General features: G+C 71.2%; 10 protein-coding genes and 1 riboswitch. Of the genes, 3 read left to right on the plus strand and 7 right to left on the minus strand.

Features of this window, described 5'->3' with window-relative positions:
* Nucleotides 1–134 precede the first annotated feature (134 nt).
* On the plus strand, nucleotides 135–818 hold the full coding sequence (locus tag EV671_RS22075) for a response regulator transcription factor (protein WP_243655840.1): 684 nt from the start codon (nucleotides 135–137) through the stop codon (nucleotides 816–818).
* On the opposite strand, the gene EV671_RS22080 is transcribed toward EV671_RS22075, so the two are convergent.
* The 4 genes from EV671_RS22080 to EV671_RS22095 all read right to left on the minus strand — a co-directional run bounded on the left by EV671_RS22080 (nucleotide 811) and on the right by EV671_RS22095 (nucleotide 5,312).
* Nucleotides 811–1,662, minus strand: a complete 852-nt coding sequence (locus EV671_RS22080) for a CheR family methyltransferase (protein WP_132575874.1) — start codon at nucleotides 1,660–1,662, stop codon at nucleotides 811–813. The genes EV671_RS22075 and EV671_RS22080 overlap by 8 nt on opposite strands.
* Before the next feature lie 137 nt (nucleotides 1,663–1,799).
* The gene (locus tag EV671_RS27050) at nucleotides 1,800–2,057 is read right to left on the minus strand and encodes a diguanylate cyclase domain-containing protein (protein WP_207911222.1); all 258 of its coding nucleotides are present in this window, start codon (nucleotides 2,055–2,057) and stop codon (nucleotides 1,800–1,802) included.
* The gene (locus EV671_RS27055; protein ID WP_132575876.1) at nucleotides 1,955–2,842 is read right to left on the minus strand and encodes a cache domain-containing protein; all 888 of its coding nucleotides are present in this window, start codon (nucleotides 2,840–2,842) and stop codon (nucleotides 1,955–1,957) included. Before EV671_RS27055 ends, EV671_RS27050 begins: the two co-directional genes overlap by 103 nt.
* A 34-nt stretch (nucleotides 2,843–2,876) precedes the next feature.
* Nucleotides 2,877–5,312: a PAS domain S-box protein gene (locus tag EV671_RS22095; RefSeq protein WP_132575878.1), complete on the minus strand. Its 2,436-nt coding sequence runs from the start codon at nucleotides 5,310–5,312 to the stop codon at nucleotides 2,877–2,879.
* Nucleotides 5,313–5,386: 74 nt separating this feature from the next.
* Here EV671_RS22095 and EV671_RS22100 point away from each other — a divergent pair, with 74 nt between their 5' ends.
* Nucleotides 5,387–5,902 carry a sigma-70 family RNA polymerase sigma factor gene (locus tag EV671_RS22100; RefSeq protein WP_165917681.1) on the plus strand — a complete coding sequence of 172 codons (516 nt, stop codon included), beginning with the start codon at nucleotides 5,387–5,389 and terminating at the stop codon, nucleotides 5,900–5,902.
* Nucleotides 5,903–5,944: 42 nt separating this feature from the next.
* Here the strand turns inward: EV671_RS22100 and EV671_RS22105 are convergent, their stop codons facing one another.
* The 3 genes from EV671_RS22105 to uvrA form a co-directional block, all read right to left on the minus strand.
* Nucleotides 5,945–8,692 carry a S9 family peptidase gene (locus EV671_RS22105; protein ID WP_243655842.1) on the minus strand — a complete coding sequence of 916 codons (2,748 nt, stop codon included), beginning with the start codon at nucleotides 8,690–8,692 and terminating at the stop codon, nucleotides 5,945–5,947.
* A gap of 91 nt (nucleotides 8,693–8,783) precedes the next feature.
* The gene (locus tag EV671_RS22110) at nucleotides 8,784–10,604 is read right to left on the minus strand and encodes a methyl-accepting chemotaxis protein (RefSeq protein WP_132575884.1); all 1,821 of its coding nucleotides are present in this window, start codon (nucleotides 10,602–10,604) and stop codon (nucleotides 8,784–8,786) included.
* 101 nt (nucleotides 10,605–10,705) lie between these two features.
* A riboswitch (cyclic di-GMP riboswitch) is annotated at nucleotides 10,706–10,802 on the minus strand.
* Between the two features lie 70 nt (nucleotides 10,803–10,872).
* A complete protein-coding gene (gene uvrA, locus EV671_RS22115; protein WP_132575886.1) occupies nucleotides 10,873–16,497 on the minus strand; it encodes an excinuclease ABC subunit UvrA in 5,625 nt (1,874 codons plus the stop codon).
* A gap of 215 nt (nucleotides 16,498–16,712) precedes the next feature.
* Between uvrA and EV671_RS22120 the strand changes: the two genes are divergently transcribed.
* Nucleotides 16,713–17,225, plus strand: coding sequence for a response regulator (locus EV671_RS22120; protein WP_132575888.1), 513 nt, complete (start codon nucleotides 16,713–16,715; stop codon nucleotides 17,223–17,225).
* Nucleotides 17,226–17,389 lie beyond the last annotated feature (164 nt).

The following is a 17,389-nucleotide window of genomic DNA, read 5'->3' on the forward strand; positions in this document are numbered from 1 at the left end:
ATTCATTTGTGGCCCCGACCCCGCGCAAAACACGAAGCCCCGTGCACTCGGACACGGTGTGACTGACGGCTGACGCAGCCGTCATGCGGCAAACTCCGCGATTGCTCCGAGCCCACCCCGCCGCCATGCAACCCATGACCCTCGCCCTGATCGACGACGATGCCGAGTATTCGGAGTTCCTGACGCAGTTCCTGCGGGAGCAGCAGGGTATCGCGGTCAGCCGTTTCGACGACAGCAACGCACTGCTGGCCGCGCCCGAAGCCTTCTCCTTCGACTTCTACCTCGTCGACCTGATGCTGCCCGGCGTCAACGGCGTGGAGCTGATCAAGATTCTGCGCCGCCGCACGGATGCCGGCGTCGTCGTCGTGTCCGGGCGCCTCGGCCCCGAGGTCTTCCGCGAGGTCATCACGGCCGGCGCCGACATGTACCTCGTCAAGCCCGTGCAGTTCGAGCAGGTCGCCCTGGCCATCGCCGCCGTGCAACGCCGCGTGGCCAAGCCCTCGGCGGCCGACGCCGTCTGGAAGCTGGACCGCAACAGCGGCGAGCTCATCGTGCCCGACGGCACGCGCATCCAGCTCAGCGAGGCCGACCGCCAGCTGCTGGAATGCTTTGCGCAGGCCGGCGGCGAGCCGGTCACGCGCGAGGCCCTGCTGGCCCGGCTGGGCCGCGAGGTGCCGGAAGGCAGCGAAGACGACGGCCTGTCGGCCACCATCTACCGTCTGCGCCGCCGCATCGAGCGCGCCACGCCCACGCTGGTGCCGCTGCAGAGCAAGTCGCGCGTGGGCTACGTCTTCCGCGCGCCGCTGCAGCTCATCTAGGCATCGGCGCCACCAGCGCCGCGCTGGCGCTGCGCCGCGCAGGCTGCTGCCGGCCCTTGCGGAACAGGCCCGGCATCAGCGGCTCGAGGCCGTCCGGGTCGAACAGCCGGGCCTCGGCCGCCCCGACGGCGAACAGCCCGCCAGGCCGCAGCCGGGCCAGCACGCGCGCGACGATGGCGCGGCGCGTCGCGGCGTCGAAATAGACCAGCAGGTGGCGCAGCAGGATGACGTCGAAGGGCTCGCCCGCCGGCAGTGCCTGGCGCAGGTCGAGGCGCTCGAAGCGCACCCGCTCGCGCAGGCCGGCCTGCATCTGCACGAGGCCGGCCGCGCCCTCGCCGCCCAGGCAATAGCGCTGGCGCCGCTGCGCGCTGACCAGGCGCAGCCGCGCCTGCGCATAGAGGGCGGCCTTCGCGGCCTGCAGCCGCGGCTCGCTGATGTCCGTGCCCAGCACCGACCAGTCCGCACCGAGGCGGCCGGCGCGCTGCAGGTCGCCGAGCAGCATGGCCAGGCTGTAGGCGTCGTCGCCCGTGCCCGCGCCGGCGCTCCACAGCCGCAGCCGCACCGGCCGCTGGCGGCTCAGCTCCGACTCCAGCAGCTCGAACTGCTCGGGCTCGCGGAAGAAGCAGGCCTCCTGCGTCGTCAGCAGGTCCAGAGCCATCGGCAGCTCGTCGCCCTCCTCCAGCAGGGCCAGATAGGCCGCGAAGCTGTCCAGGCCGAGGCGGTCCAGGCGGGGTGTCAGCCGCGCACCCGCCAGCGGCAGGCTGGCCACCGGCAGCGACAGCCCCGCGCGGCGCTGCAGCAGATCGGCAAAGCGGCGCTGGTCGGATTCGGTCGGCAGCATCATCGCGGACAGCGCCTCGTCGCGCCGCCCGGGCAGGGAACTTCGGGCATGCCGCCAGACTAAAGCGAGTCGCGCCCGAACACCACGAGGAAACCTTGCTCCCCGGCCCAGCCAGCGCCACGCGACTGCGCCAGCGTGAACTAGCTCACGGGCGCCTCGCTTGCCCCGGGCGCATTCAGCACGACGGCATTGCGGCCGCCGCGCTTGGCCTCGTAGGGCGCCGCATCGGCACGCGCGATCAGCGGGCCGGCATCGGCATCGTCCGGCAAAACCAGGCTGACGCCGACGCTGACCGTCAGCCGGCCGACATCAGCGAAGGCTGCAGCCTCGACCGTGGCGCGGATCTTCCCGGCCGCCAGGACCGCCTCCTGCGCGCCGGCCAGTTCGGGCAGCAGCACCGCGAACTCCTCGCCGCCGAAGCGCGCCCGTCGCCGAAGCGCACCGGCCCCTCGAAGCGGCCATTGGGCAGCACGGCCTCGCCACGGGCCTGGGCCAGCTTCATCGCCTCGGGATAGAGCACGCGGCCCTGGCGGTCGACGATGAGGACGTCCATGCCGTGCCCCGGATGCAGGCGGCTCGCGGTCTCGTCGACGATGCCGGTCACCCAGCGCCAGCGCACATGGGTGGCGACGACGCCACGCAGCCGGCCTTCGCTGTCGTGGATGGGCGCGGCGAAGTCGATGAAGCGGGTCGGCTCGCCGCCGGGCTCGACGGGCAGCATCGCCGCCAGCATCTTGGCCTCGTGCACGTCGCCGACATAGACGCGTTCGCGCCCGGCGATGAACCAATCGCGCTGCGCGACCGAGCGCCCCATCAGCATGCCGCCGGTGGCCTGCTGCACCAGGCCGTCGGGCGAGGCGACGCCCATCCAGGCGTATTCGTCGTGCAGGGCGAGGCGGCGCTCCAGCGCGTCGCGAGCGCGGTCGGAGTCCAGCGCGCCATGGGTCAGGTTGGACGCGACGCTGAGCAGCTTGATCTCGCGCTCGCGGTCGCGCAGCTGGCTGGCCAGCGTCTCGGCGGCGGACTGAGCCGTCGCGCGCACGGCGGCCTGCTGGGCGCCATAGAGCTCGTCGGTAGCGACGCTGCCCAGGTAGACGCCGACGAGGCTCAGGATGGCCAGGGCCAGGCCACCCAGCACCAGGCTGAGCTGGGTGCGCAGGCTGAGGGAGCGGTTGCGCGTCATCGGGTCGGCTCGCTGAAACCGGGTGCGGGAAAGTCTAGCCAGCCTGCGGCAGGGTCAGGCGCATCACGGTGCCGAGCGGCCCGGTGCGCAGCAGCTCGGCGCTGCCGCCGTGCAGGTCCATCACGCGGCGCACGATGTACAGGCCCAGGCCGTGGGCGGCCTCGGTGCCGCCGTGGCCGCGCGCGCCGCGCATGAACAGGCGCGGCAGCAGCTCGCGCGGGATGCCGGGCCCGGCGTCGGCCACCTCCAGCTGCAGGGCCGCCGGCTCGTCGAAGTCCATCACATGCAGGGTCACGGGGCTCACGCCCGGCGCGTACTTCAGCGCGTTGGACAGCAGGTTGCGCAGTGCCAGGCGCAGCAGGCTCATGTCCATCAGCGCGGTGCGCGTGGCGGTGTGGCGGCGCACGACGATGCGGTCGCGCTGCTCGCGCGGCAGGTCGGCAATGGTCACGGCGATCAGCGTGTCGATGTCGGTGTCCAGCCGCGCGATGCGCCCGCCGCCGGCCAGCAGGCTGGCCGCGGCCAGCGTGTTGTCGACGCCGGCCAGCACCTGGCCGAGCACGGCCTGGGCGCGCGTGAGCCGCTCCAGCGCGAGGCGCTCGCCGCGCCCGGCCAGGCTGGACGTCGCGCTCTGCAGCGCCGCGCTGGCGTTGTTCAGCGGCTGGCGCACCTCATGCGCCAGCACGTCCAGCATCTCGGAGCGCTCGTGCAGCAGCTGGTCCAGCTCCTGCACATGGCGCTCGATCTGGCGGCGCATGCGCTGCTCCTGGGCCAGCTCGGCGCGATGCCGAAGCTCCTCGGTGATGTCGTCCACCAGGGCCAGCGCGCGCAGCGGCCGGCCCGCGAGGTCGAATTCGGCGACAGCGGAGACGAGGGCGTCGCGCAGCCGGCCGTCGGCGCAGATCAGCTGCACCGGGCAGTCGTCGACATGGCCGTCCCGCCACAGCGCCGGGCGGTAGCTTTCGCGCACCTGGGCGCTGGTCTCGGGCGTCATGAAGTCGTCGAGCTGGCGGCCGACGACCTGCTCGCGCCGGTAGCCCAGGCGCTCCAGCCAGCGGTCCGACACGCTGAGCACGCGGCCGCTCGCGTCGACCGAGTGCATCAGCGCCGGCGTCGACTCGTAGAGCGCGCGCAGGCGCTGGCGGCTCTGCTCGAGCTCGACCGCCGCGCGGTGGTGCTCGGTCACGTCCTGCAGGGCGCCGACGAGGCGCACCGGCACGCCGTCCTGCAGGTCGGCCTGGCCCTGGGCCAGCACCCAGATCTCGCGGCCGCTGGCCGTCCGCAGCGGCAGCTCCAGGCTCCAGGGCCGGCCCTCGCGCATGCCCTGCTGGATGGCGTTCTCGATGGCGGGGCGGGCCTCGGGCTTGTAGTAGCTGAAGGCCTCGTCCAGCGTCGGCCGGTGGCCGGGCTCGCGGTCGTGGATGCGGCAGGTCTGGTCGCTCCAGACCAGCTCCATCGTGCGCAGGTCCATGCTCCAGCCGCCGATGCCGGCGACGCGGCCGGTGCGGTCCAGCAGGGCCTGGCTCTCGCGCAGCTCGCGCTCGGCGGTGAGCCGCTCAGTAACGTCCTCGACGACGCCGACGTAGCCGGTCACGCCGCCGCCGGGCGCCGGCAGCGGATGGGCGCGCACCCACAACTGGCGCAGCCCGCCGCCGGCCATGTCGGCGCGCTGCGCGCGAAAGCGCATCTCGAAGCGGCGCCCGGCAGCGACGCAGCGCCGCCAGTGGTCGCCCACCGAGGCGAGGTCGTCGGGGTGCACCGTCCCCAGCCAGCTCTCGCCGAGGCTGGCCTGCGGGCCCAGGCCGAAGATGCGCTGCCAGGACGGGCTGGCATAGACGCCCTGCCCGGCCGCGTCGGTCTGGTAGACACCCAGCGGCGCGGCGTCGGCCAGCACGCGAAAGCGCTGCTCGCTCTCCCGCCGCGCGGCCAGCGCGGCGCCGACGGCTCCGGCCTGGAAGTCGGCCTGCGCGTTGGCGATCACGCGCTCGCGCATCATCAGCGCCTCGGCGGCGGCATCGGCCAGCCGGGTCAGCGCCTCGCGCTGGGCCTCGCTGAGCTGGCGTGGCCGGTAGTCGACGACGCACAGCGTACCCGGGTGGCTGCCGTCGTCGAGCCGGATGGGCACGCCGGCATAGAAGCGCAGAGCCGGCTCGGCGAGCACGTCGGGGTGGCCGGCGAAGCGCTCGTCCAGGCGCGCATCGCAGACCTCGAACAGGCCGTCGCCCTGCAGGGTGTGAACGCAGAAAGTGCGCTCGCGCGGCGTCTCGTCGCGGCCGAAGCCGACGCGCGCCTTGAACCATTGGCGCCTCTCGTCGATGAGGCCGAGCAGGGCCACCGGCGTGCCGCAGAGCTGGGCGGCCAGCGCGGCCAGGTGGTCGAACAGCGGCTCGGGCGCGGTGTCCATCACGGCCAGCGCGGCGAGGCGGGCCAGGCGCCGCTCCTCGTCGGCGGGCTTGATCAGAGTCAACATGGCCGGAAGCTTATGGCAAGGCCTGCGCGGAGTGCGGCAAGATGGCGACCGTCGCCGGGGAATGGCGAGGAAGAATGGGCGATGACGAAGTCGACGAGCTGATCGCGCGCGTCAATGCAGGCGAGGCCGGTGCGCTGGATGCGCTGTTTGCGACCGCCTACCCGGCGTTGCGCGAACTGGCCCATGCGCGACTGCGCGATGGCGGCTGCCACGGCGGCGGCCTGCACACGACCCAGCTCGTGCACGAGAGCTATCTGCGCCTGGCGCATGACGCCCGCCTGCGGCCCGAGAGCCGGCGCGAGTTCTTCGCCTATGCCGCCCGCGTGATGCGCGAGCTCATCGTCGAGGCACTGACGCCGGACACGCATGTCGAGCTGCAACGGCCCTCCCAGGCCGACGAGGTGCTGCGCGTGCACGAGGCCCTGGCGGCACTGCAGGCCGCCGAACCCCGCCTGGCCCAGGTCGTCGAGATGCGCTACTTCGGCGGCTACACCGAAGCCGAGATCGGTGCAGCCATGGGCCTGACCGAGCGCACCGTCAGGCGCGACTGGGAGAAGGCGCGCCTGCTGCTGCTGGCCCTGCTGAAGTGAGTCCACCCCGCGCGGGATTCGCCGGCCGCTGAGGCCTGCGGCTCAGGGCGCGGCTGCGCCGAGGTTGCGCAGCCAGAAGGCCTCGTACTTGCGGTGCCAGGTGGCCGGCTTCACGACGCCGCCCAGCCCATGCACGCCGTCCGGGTCGAGGAAAAGCTCGACCAGGGGGGCCTTGCCCGACTCCAGCAGCGCGCGGTAGACGTTGACCGTGTCCTGGAAGAGCACGTTGGGGTCCTGCATGCCGTGCACCAGCAGCAGCGGCTTCTTCAGGCCACGGGCCAGCGGCAACAGCGAGAAGCGGCGCAGGCTGGGCTTGCTGCGCTCGGTCTTGCCCAGCGTGCGGCCGGAGTACCAGCTGTTGTAGTTCTCCCATTCGGTCGGGCCGGCACCGGCGATACCGGCGGCGAACAGGTCGGGCCGGGTGTACATCGTGTACTGGGTCTGGAAGCCGCCGAAGCTCCAGCCGTTCAGGCCGACACGGTTCGCGTCCACGCCGAACTGCGCGGGCAGCAGCTTGACGAGGTCTTCCAGGTCCTCGGCCTGGGGCTCGCCGGGATGCTCCCAGTTGGCATCGGAGAACCTGCGGCCGTAGTTGCTGTGGCCGCGCGGGTCCACGGCAAGCATCACATAGCCATGCCTGGCGGCCATGTACATGCCGAACAGATAGGCCGTGTTCTGGAAGCTGTCGACCTCGACGATGTGGCGGTCGTTCAGCGGGCCGCCGTAGACGTAGACGACGGCCGGGCGCTTGTCGGAGGCCTTCCAGCCGGCAGGCCTGAAGACATAGCCCTCGATGCGGTCGCCGTGGCGGTTGGCGTAATGGAAGCGCTCGGGCCGCAGCACGTCGACGGCCGCCCAGTCCTTGTCGGTGCTGTCGGTCAGCGTCGCGGTCCTGGCCTTGCCGTCCACGGCGATCAGCTTGAGCTCGGGCCGCTGCGCCCAGTTGCCGGCGTCGGCGGCGGCCCAGCGGCCGTCCTCCGACACCGCCGCCGCGCGGTGGTATTCGCCCGGCGCGCCCAGCGCCTGCATCGCGCCGCTGGCCATGTCGACGCGGAAGAGATTCATCGCCGCCGTGTCGCCGGCATTGGCCAGCACGAACATCGCCTTGCTGTCGGCCGTGAAGCCGACGACCTCATAGGCCTCGAACTCGCCCTTGACCAGCGGGCGCAGCGCGCGCGTCGCCACGTCGATGGCATAGGCCTGGCGCCAGCCGGCCTCGTCCAGCGCGAGCACCAGGCTCTTGCCGTCCGGCGTGAAGCGCGGCTCCACGACGCTAACCACTTCGTGCCCGACGTCGCCGCGGCGCTCCAGCACGAGCTCGGGCTTGGCGGTTTCGTCGGCGCAGGCCGCCGGGCCGCTCCCAAGGCCTGCAGCGCCCCCCTGGGGGGCAGCCGGCGTACCCGCCGGCCGGGGGCAAGTGCTACCGATATAGACGCGCAGCAACTCCTTCTCGCGTTCCCAGGTCGTGAACGCATAGTGGCTGCCGTCGCGCGCCCAGGCCACCTCGCTCATCTCGAACCAGACGTCGCCGCCTGCGTTCGTGAACACCGGCGCCGGCTGCTTGCGCGGCGCCTCGCCGGCCCTGGGCACGGCGCGGATGTAGAGGGCCAGCGGCTTGATGCTGCGCTTGTCGTCCGACACCTCGCGGTCGACCTTCTTGGCCGTGGCCCAGCGCTCGTCGTAGTTCATGATCTCGACCTTGCGGCCGGCGTCGGGCACGGGCTTGCCGTCGGCGTCCAGCCTGGGCGCGCTGGCCTGCAGCGACATCCAGCGGCCGTCCTCGCTGATGACGGTCCGCTCGATGCGGTATTTCTTCTGCTCGTCGTCCGGGTGGATGAGTTCGCGGTTGAGGATCTGCACGCCGGCCTGGTTGAAGCGCGCCCGCAGCACGCGGGTCTCGTCCATGAAGACGATGCCGGCATCGTCCGGCGCATAGGCCACGACGCGCAGCTGGCGCTGCGTGGCGACAAGCGGCGCAGGCGCCTTGTCGTCCGCGCGCCAGCGGTAGAGGCCGCCGCGGTACTGGAAGACCAGCTCGTCGGCCTTGTGCGCCCAGACGAACTGCGCGACACCGGGATAGAGGTCGGTGGGCTTGAGCTTCTCGCGGGCGAGCTTCTTCTTCAGCTCGTCGCGCAGCTCCCAGAGCTCCTTCTCCTTGTCATCCTTCTTGTCGTCCTTCTTTTCGGATGCCGCCGCGGCAGAGGCGGCGGAGGCAGCGGGCGCGGGCTTGCCGGCGCGCCTGGCGGCCAGCGCGGCCATGGCCTGCTTCTCGGCCTCGGCCTCAGCCTTGTCGGCCGCCTTCTGGGCATCGTCCTTGGCCTTCCTGTCGGCCAGCTCCTTCTTCAGCGTCTCGATCGCGGCGGTCTCCCACTGCGACAGATCGACCTTGTCGCCACGCAGATAGGCCTGCTGCGCGAGTTCGCGGGCCTGACGCTCGGCCCATTCGGTGTCGCGCTGCTTGAGCTTCTTGTCGAAGCGCGCGAGATCCTCGGGCGCTTCGAAGGCGGCCATGACCTGGGGCGACGTGACGCGCTGCGTCCTGCCGGTCCTGGTGTCGTGCACCCAGAGGTCGGCACCGGGCTCGCCGAAGGGGTTCCAGCGATAGGCCAGGTAGCGGCCGCTGTGGCTGAAGGCCGCGTCCTTCGCGTCCGCGCCGCGGTAGGGCTGGGCGCGGAAGATCTGTTCCAGGGTCGGCACGGCGGCTGCCGTCGGAGCCGTCTGGGCCTGCAGCGGCATCAGCGCCGACAAGGCCAGCGCAAGGGCCAGGCTGCCGGCGGCAGCGAAGGTCACGGGCTTCAAGGGGGTCTCCTGAATCTGCCCCCTAGGATTAGGGGCGGCGGATTCTAGGAAGCCATCCTGCCCGACCCATTCGTCACGGCGCTCAGCCGCCCACCGCCTCGCTCAGCCGGAACACGCCGACGATCTCGGCCAGGCGCTGGGCCTGCTCCTTGAGGCTCTCGGCCGCCGCGGCCGACTCCTCCACCAGCGCGGCGTTCTGCTGCGTCACCAGATCCAGCTGGCCCACCGCCTGGTTGACCTCCTGGATGCCCTGGCTCTGCTCGCGCGCACTCGCACTCAGCTCGGCCATGATGTCGGTCACGCGCTGCACGCTGGAGACGATCTCGCCCATGCTGGTGCCAGCGTCGCCGACCAGCACGCTGCCGGTGTCGACGCGCTCGGCGCTGGCGCCGATCAGGGTCTTGATCTCCTTGGCCGCCTGGGCGCTGCGCTGGGCCAGGGCCCGCACCTCGCTGGCGACGACGGCGAAGCCGCGTCCCTGCTCGCCGGCACGGGCCGCCTCGACGGCGGCGTTCAGCGCCAGGATGTTGGTCTGGAAGGCGATGCCGTCGATGGTGCCGATGATGTCGGCAATGCGGTGGCTGGCCTCGTTGATGCGCGCCATGGTCTCGACCACCTGGCCGATGATGTCGCCGCCCTGGCGCGCCGCGTCGGCCGCACCACCGGCCAGTTGATTCGCGCTGGCGGCCGCATCGGCGCTGTGGCCGATGGTGCTGGTCAGTTGCTCCATGGAACTCGCCGTCTGCTGCAGGCTGCTGGCGCTCTCCTCGGTACGCTGGCTCAGGTCCTGGCTGCCGGCGGCGATCTCGCGTGAGGCCACGGCGATGGACTGGCTGGTGGCGCGCACGTCGAACAGCACGGCCTCGATCTTGGCCACGAACTGGTTGAAGGCGCGGGCGATGTCGGCAATCTCGTCGCGCCCCTGGTCGGGCAGGCGCCGCGTCAGGTCGCCGGTGCCGGAACCGATCTGGTCCATCGCGTCGCGCACCCGCGCCAGGCCCTGCAGCAGCACGCCCACGGCCAGCGCCGACAGCAGCGCCGCCACCAGCGCCACCGCGACCAGCGCGATGCCGGCATTGCTCAGCACGTCCGACAGCGCCGCCAGCGCTTCACCGCGATCGGCGGCCAGCACCAGAGTCCAGTCCGTGCCCGGCACGGCGCTGGAGCGCAGGAAGAAATCGCGTTCGCCGACGTGCGCCTCGGCCAGCGCCGCGCCGTGCTCGGCCGCGCGAGCCAGCAGCGCGGCGTCGACGGCCGGCGACCAGTCGGCCACCGGCTTCAGGCTCAGCGCAGCATCCGGGTGTGCAAGGATGCGGCCGTCTTTGTCGAGCAGGAAGGCCAGGCCCGAGGGCGTGGGCTTGATCGACTTCAACGTGGCGATGACATCGTCCAGCGCCACGTCGATGCCCGCGACGGCGTGCAGCTGGCCGTCGGCCTGGACGGCGCGGGCGAAGCTGACGACCAGCTTCTGCGTCGAGGCGGCGATGTAGGGCGCCGTGATGACGGCCGCGTCCGGCTTGGTGGCGGCCAGCTTGTACCAGGGGCGAGCCGTCGGGTCGTAGTCGGCCGCGCGCTGGCGGCTCGGGAAGGAGACCATGCGCCTGTCGGCGCTGCCGATGTAGGCCAGGTCCAGCCGGCCCGACTTCAACGCCTGCTCCAGCGGTGCGGCGGGGTCGTCCAGCGCGGCGGCCGGGCCCAGCGCGGAGACGATGTCCTGCTGCTTGCGCACCCAGGCGCCCATGGCACCGGCCTGGGCATCGCCCAGGGCCACCAGCTCGGCATTGACCTGGCTGCGTGCATGGTGGCTCACGGCCAGATAGCTGGCCAGCGTGGCGACGCCGACGGCGGCGACGACGATCAGCATGCAGATCGCGATCAGCCGACTCTTGATGGTGTTCAACATGCGCGGGTCTTTCGTGGTTTCGAAGCGAGGCCTGGCGGCAACGTTCGCGAAAGACGAGGCAACGCCCGACGCACGCGGCGCCGGACGGACAACCCGGGAGGATTGGCAACCCCGCTATCGTGGCCCGATGACGGAGATCGGGCGGTAGACCGGAGGCTTTGCGACCCCGTCTTTCAAGCGGGTGTGCCAGGAGAAGGCGCGGATTGTCGCCACTCCTTGACTTTCATCAAGGGTTTACCCCAACCCTCATCGCCCGGCGCGCATTCCGTCACGCCCGCGCTAGCACCGGCGCCAGGGCCAGGCCCGTGTGGCTGCCGCTGGCCACCACCTGCTCCGGCGTGCCTTCAACCACGACGCGCCCCCCGGCGTCCCCGCCCTCCGGCCCCAGGTCCAGCACCCAGTCCGCCTCGGCGATGACGTCGAGGTCATGCTCGATGACGACCACCGAATGCCCGCCCGCCACCAGCCGGTGCAGCACGCGGATCAGCTTCTCGACGTCGGCCATGTGCAGGCCCACGGTCGGCTCGTCCAGCACGTACAAGGTATGCGGCGCCTTCTGGCCGCGGCGCGTCACGTCGTCGCGGACCTTGACCAGCTCGCTGACCAGCTTGATGCGCTGCGCCTCGCCGCCCGACAGCGTCGGCGAGGGCTGGCCCAGCGTCAGATAGCCCAGGCCGACGTCCTTCAGCAACTGCAGCGGATGCGCGATGGACGGCATCGACGCGAAGAACTCGACGGCCTCGTCCACCTCCATCGCCAGCACGTCGCCGATGCTCTTGCCGCGCCACGACACACCCAGCGTCTCGGGGTTGAAGCGCTGGCCGTGGCATTGGTCGCAGGGCACCTTCACGTCCGGCAGGAAGCTCATCTCGATGGTCTTCACGCCCTGGCCCTCGCAGCCCGGGCAGCGGCCCTCGCCGGTGTTGAAGCTGAAACGGCCCGGCGCATAGCCGCGCGCCTTGGACTCCAGCGTCTCGGCGAACAGCTTGCGGATCGCGTCCCAGAAGCCGATATAGGTGGCCGGGCAGGAGCGCGGCGTCTTGCCGATGGGGGTCTGGTCGACCTCCAAAACTCGGTCCACCTGCTCGTGCCCGGTGATGCCGTCGCAGCCGGCCCACTTGCTAGGCGCCTTGCGCAGCGGCACGGCCACGGCCATGTTCGCGAGGAGCACGTCGCGGGCCAGCGTGGACTTGCCGGAGCCCGACACGCCGGTCACGGCCACGAGGCGGTGCAGCGGCACGTCGACCGTCACGGCCTTCAGGTTGTGCAGGGCCGCGTTCAGCACCGTCAGCCGGGGCGCGTCGGCCTCGATTGCGCGGCGCGGCTGCAGCGGGTGAATCAGCGGCCGGGCCAGCATGCGGCCGGTCGTCGATTCGGGCTGCAGGGCCAGTTGCGCCGCCGTGCCTTCGGCCACCACGCGGCCGCCGCGCTTGCCGGCGCCGGGGCCGATGTCGATGATGTGATCGGCACGGCGGATGGTGTCCTCGTCGTGCTCGACGACGACCAGGGTGTTGCCCTTGTCGCCCAGCGTGGCCAGCGCCTTCAGCAGGATCTGGTTGTCACGCGGGTGCAGGCCGATGGTGGGCTCGTCCAGCACATAGCAGACGCCCTGCAGATTGCTGCCGAGCTGGGCCGCGAGGCGGATGCGCTGGGCCTCGCCGCCCGACAGCGTGGGCGCCGCGCGGTCCAGCGTCAGATAGCCCAGGCCGACCTCTTCGAGGAACTCCAGCCGACCGAGGATCTCGCTGACGACGTCGCGCGCGATGTCGGCATCGCGCCCTTCCAGCATCAGGCCGCGCACCCAATCGCGCGCCTGGCCCACGCTCCATGCGGCGACCTCGCCGATGCCCTTGGCCTCGAACTCGACCGAGCGTGCCGTCGGGTTCAGCCGCGTGCCATGGCAGTCCGGGCAGGGGGCGTCGGTCAGGCCCTCGACCTCGGCCTCCTCGGCCGGGAAGCTCTGCTCGCGGCCACGGTTGTCGTCGGCCTGCACGCTGTCGTCCAGCGCCTTGCGCTGCTCGCGGGTCAGCTGCAGGCCGGTGCCGACGCAGCTGCCGCACCAGCCATGCTTGGAGTTGTAGGAAAACAGCCGCGGATCCAGCTCGGGGTAGCTGGTGCCGCAGACCGGACAGGCGCGCTTGGTGGAGAAGACCTTGACCGTGCCGACGCCGGCGCCGGTCGCGCCGCCCTGGAGGCTGAGGCCGTCCAGCGGCGCCAGCAGATGCAGCACGCCCTTGCCGATGTCCAGCGCCTTGGCGAGCAGCTCGCGCAGCTCGGCCTCACGTTCCGGCGCGACGACGAGGTCGCCGACGGGCAGCTCCAGCGTGTGCTCCTTGAAGCGGTCCAGGCGCGGCCAAGGCGAGGTGGGCAGGAACTCGCCGTCCACGCGCAGGTGCGTGTGGCCGCGGCCCTTGGCCCATTTGGCGAGGTCGGTATAGACGCCCTTGCGGTTGACGACGAGAGGCGCGAGCAGGCCGACATGCTGGCCGCGGTAGTCGCGCATCAGCTGGGCCGCGATGGACTCGACGCTCTGCGGCCGCACCGGCGCGCCGTCCTTGACGCAATGCTGAACGCCCAGCTTCACATAGAGCAGGCGCAGGAAATGCCAGACCTCGGTGGTCGTCGCGACCGTGCTCTTGCGGCCGCCGCGCGACAGGCGCTGTTCGATGGCCACGGTGGGCGGGATGCCCCAGACCGCATCCACCTCGGGCCGGCCGGCCGGCTGCACGATGGAGCGGGCGTAGGCGTTCAGCGATTCGAGGTAGCGACGCTGGCCTTCGTTGAACAGGATGTCGAAGGCCAGCGTGGACTTGCCGGAGCCGCTGACGCCGGTCACGACATTGAACTTGCCGCGCGGGATCTCGACGCTCAGGCCCTTCAGGTTGTGCTCGCGCGCGTTGACGATCCTGATGGCCTCATCGGCCGCACGGCGCGCCTTGATGAGCTGCTGCAGCGGCCGCCCCTCCTCCACGGCCACGGCCGGGCGGTCCATGTGCAACGCGTAGTCGCGCAGCGCGGCGGCGGTGTGCGAGCCGACATGCCGGGCCACTTCCTCCGGTGTGCCGACGCAGACTAGCTCGCCGCCGTCCTCGCCGCCCTCGGGGCCGAGATCGATCAGCCAGTCGGCCGCGCGGATGACGTCGAGGTTGTGCTCGATGAGGATCAGCGAGTGGCCGGCGCTCAAGAGCTTGCGCATCGCGCGCATCAGCTTGGCGATGTCGTCGAAGTGCAGGCCGGTGGTCGGCTCGTCGAACAGGAAGAGCGTGCCCTTCTTCGCGACGCCGAAGCGCGGGTTGCTTGCCGCCTCGGCCAGGAAGCCGGCCAGCTTCAGGCGCTGCGCCTCGCCGCCCGACAGCGTCGGCACCGGCTGGCCCAGGCGCACGTATTCCAGGCCCACGTCGACGATGGGCTGCAGCTTGGTGACGACGGCGCGCTGCTCGCTGAACAGGTTCACCGCCTCGGCGACGGTCAGCTCCAGCACGTCGGACACGCTGAGGTCGCGCTCCTTCAGCGTGAGCTTCACGTCCAGCATCTCGGCGCGGAAGCGCTTGCCGTCGCAGTCCGGGCAGCGCAGGTAGACGTCGCTGAGGAACTGCATCTCGACATGCTCGAAGCCCGAGCCGCAACAGGTCGGGCAGCGGCCGTCGCCGGCGTTGAAGCTGAACATGCCGGCCGTGTAGCTGCGCTCGCGGGCCACCGGCGCCTCGGCGAACAGCTTGCGGATCTCGTCGAAGGCGCCGACATAGCTGGCCGGGTTGGAGCGCGCCGTCTTGCCGATGGGCGACTGGTCGACGAAGACAGCGTCGGCCAGATGGTCGGCGCCCAGCAGGCGCTCGTGCGCGCCCGGCGTCTCGGTGGCCTTGCCGAACTGGCGCGCCAGCGCCGGGTAGAGCACGTCCTGCATCAGCGTGCTCTTGCCCGAGCCGGACACGCCGGTCACGACGACCATGCGCTGCAGCGGGAACTCGACGGACACGCCCTTCAGGTTGTGCTCGCGCACGCCTTCGAGGATGAGCCTGGGCGTGTTCTCCTCGACGAGGCGCTTCAGACCCATGCCGACATGCTTGCGTGCGCCGAGGTAGGCGCCGGTCAGCGTGTCCGCCGCGCGGATGGTCTCGGGCGTGCCGTCGAAGACGATCTGCCCGCCGCGCTCGCCGGGGCCGGGGCCCATGTCGATGAGGCGGTCGGCCGCCAGCATGACGGCCGGGTCATGCTCGACGACGACCAGGGTATTGCCCGCATCGCGCAGCCTCTGCATGGCCTGCACGATGCGGCCCATGTCGCGCGGATGCAGGCCGATGCTGGGCTCGTCCAGCACGAACAGCGTGTTGACCAGCGAGGTGCCCAGCGCCGTCGTCAGGTTGATGCGCTGCACCTCGCCGCCCGACAGCGTGCGGCTCTGGCGGTCCAGCGTGAGATAACCCAGTCCCACGTCGCAGAGATAGCGGCTGCGGTGGCGGATCTCGTCGAGCAGCAGCTTCAGCGCCTCGTCCAGCATGGTGCTGGGCAGCTGCAGGCCGTCGACGAAGTCGCGCAGGCGCTGGATGGGCAGCTGCATCAGGTCGTGCAGGCTCAGGCCCGGCAGCGCCTCGAGCTGCTCGCGCGACCAGTCCACGCCCACCGGCAGGAAGCGCTGCGCGGCCGGCAGCGCCGCATCCGCCAGCGCCTTGGCGCCGACGCGCCACAGCAGCGCCTCGGTCTTCAGCCGCGCGCCGCGGCAGCTGGGGCATTCGGTATAGCTGCGGTATTTGGACAAGAGCACGCGGATGTGCATCTTGTAGGCCTTGCTCTCCAGGTAGTCGAAGAAGCGCCTGACGCCATACCACTGCTTGTTCCAGTTGCCGTTCCAGTTCGGCGTGCCGGCGATGACCCAGTCGCGGTGGGCCGCCGACAGGTCCTTCCATGGCGTGTCGCGCGGTATGCCGGCCTCGCCGGCATACCTCAGCAGGTCTTCCTGGCAGTCCTTCCAGGCCGGTGTCTGCATGGGCTTGATGGCACCGTTGCGCAGGGTCTTGCGCTCGTCGGGGATGACGAGGCCGAGATCCACGCCGATGACGCGGCCGAAGCCCCGGCAGGCCTCGCAGGCGCCGAACGCGGAATTGAACGAGAACAGCGCCGGCTGCGGGTCGGCGTAGCGGATGTCGCTTTCGGGACAGTGCAGGCCGGTGGAGAAGCGCCACAGCGTGGCGCCGTCGTCGCCGACGTGAACATTCACCCGACCCGCGCCGCGCTTCAGGCAAAGCTCGATGGCCTCCATCGCGCGCTGCTTGTCGGCGCCCAGGATGCGGAAGCGGTCGGCCACCACGTCCAACACTTTTTTACCTTCGACCTCGCGCTCGCCCTGCACGCGCGTGAAGCCGCTGGCGGCCAGCCACTGCTCGACCTGCTCCGCGCTGGTGTTGGCCGGCAGTTCGACCGGGAAGGTCAGCACCATGCGCGGGTCGCCCACTGCTTCAGCACGCGCCATCAGCTCCGCATGGATGCTCTGCGCCGTGTCATGCCGGACCGGCAGCGCCGTCTTGCGGTCGAACAGCTCGGCCGCGCGGGCGTACAGCAGCTTCAGGTGGTCGTTCAGCTCCGTCATCGTGCCGACCGTGGAGCGGCTGGTGCGCACCGGGTTGGTCTGGTCGATGGCGATGGCCGGCGGCACGCCGTCCACACGGTCCACGGCGGGGCGGTCCATGCGGTCCAGGAACTGGCGCGCATAGGCGGAGAAGGTCTCCACATAGCGGCGCTGGCCCTCGGCGTAGAGGGTGTCGAACACCAGGCTGGACTTGCCCGAGCCGCTCGGCCCGGTGACGACGGTCAGTTCGGCGGTGCGCAGGTCAAGGTCGAGGTTCTTGAGGTTGTGCTGCCGGGCGCCCCGGATGCGGATCAGACCATCAGACGACATGGTGGGGCTCAAATCGACAAAGGCGAGCAGTGTAGGGAGGCCGGATGACGAAAACTGTCAGCACGCCCCGGGGCGACAGGCGCTTGATCCGCCGCCCCGGGCGGCCAGGTTTCACCGTATTTGCGGGGCGGCGGGTTGCGCCCGCGCCCCTCTGCGGCAACAATGGTCTGCGCCTGCAAAAGGCCTATAACTACAACTTGTACGAGGACATGGGGATGGACAAGTCGAGGCCGCCTGCCGTGGCGCCTGTGCATACGCCGATCTGGCTCAGCGCCGCCCAGGGCGACCCGGATACCGGCGCGCCCGAGCCGGGCGGCAGCGACCTGTCCGCCGGCCGCCGCCAGCCCCTGGTCCTGCTCGTCGAGGACAACCACATCAACCAGGTCGTCGCGCTGGAGTTCCTGGCGCTAATGGGCGTGCAGGCCCGCCTGGCAAAGAACGGCCTCGAAGCCCTGGCCTCCTGCATCGACGCGGCGCCCGACCTCGTGCTGATGGACATCCAGATGCCCGGCATGGACGGCCTGGAATGCGCCCGCCGCCTGCGCGCCGAGCAGCGCGAGGGCCGGCTGCCCGGCTTCCCCATCCTCGCGCTGACGGCCCACGCGCTGGACGCCGACGTGGCCGCCAGCCTGGATGCCGGCATGGACGAGCACCTGACGAAGCCGCTGGACTTCGTCGCGCTGCGCACCCGGCTGCAGCGCTGGCTCAGGTTGCCTGAGCCGAATTGAGGCCCCTCGTCCGGCCTCGCTCCGGCTGAACGCCGGCGAGTCCAGCCGGTCCCCCAAGGGGACGGCGATGCTTGCCGGATTGACCGGCAAGCACATCGCCCAAGGCGGGCCGGCTTGGGAGCGGCCCGGCGCTCGGCCCGCGACCGGCGGCCTTTCATAATCGC

This window comes from Roseateles saccharophilus, from assembly GCF_004342485.1.
Lineage (GTDB): Bacteria > Pseudomonadota > Gammaproteobacteria > Burkholderiales > Burkholderiaceae_C > Pelomonas > Pelomonas saccharophila.

Coding starts and splice junctions, on each gene's coding strand:
- EV671_RS22075 (WP_243655840.1), top strand. CDS start 135: ATGACCCTCGCCCTGATCGACGACGATGCCGAGTATTCGGAGTTCCTG.
- EV671_RS22080 (WP_132575874.1), bottom strand. CDS start 1,662: ATGATGCTGCCGACCGAATCCGACCAGCGCCGCTTTGCCGATCTGCTG.
- EV671_RS27055 (WP_132575876.1), bottom strand. CDS start 2,842: ATGACGCGCAACCGCTCCCTCAGCCTGCGCACCCAGCTCAGCCTGGTG.
- EV671_RS22095 (WP_132575878.1), bottom strand. CDS start 5,312: ATGTTGACTCTGATCAAGCCCGCCGACGAGGAGCGGCGCCTGGCCCGC.
- EV671_RS22100 (WP_165917681.1), top strand. CDS start 5,387: ATGGGCGATGACGAAGTCGACGAGCTGATCGCGCGCGTCAATGCAGGC.
- EV671_RS22110 (WP_132575884.1), bottom strand. CDS start 10,604: ATGTTGAACACCATCAAGAGTCGGCTGATCGCGATCTGCATGCTGATC.
- uvrA (WP_132575886.1), bottom strand. CDS start 16,497: ATGTCGTCTGATGGTCTGATCCGCATCCGGGGCGCCCGGCAGCACAAC.
- EV671_RS22120 (WP_132575888.1), top strand. CDS start 16,713: ATGGACAAGTCGAGGCCGCCTGCCGTGGCGCCTGTGCATACGCCGATC.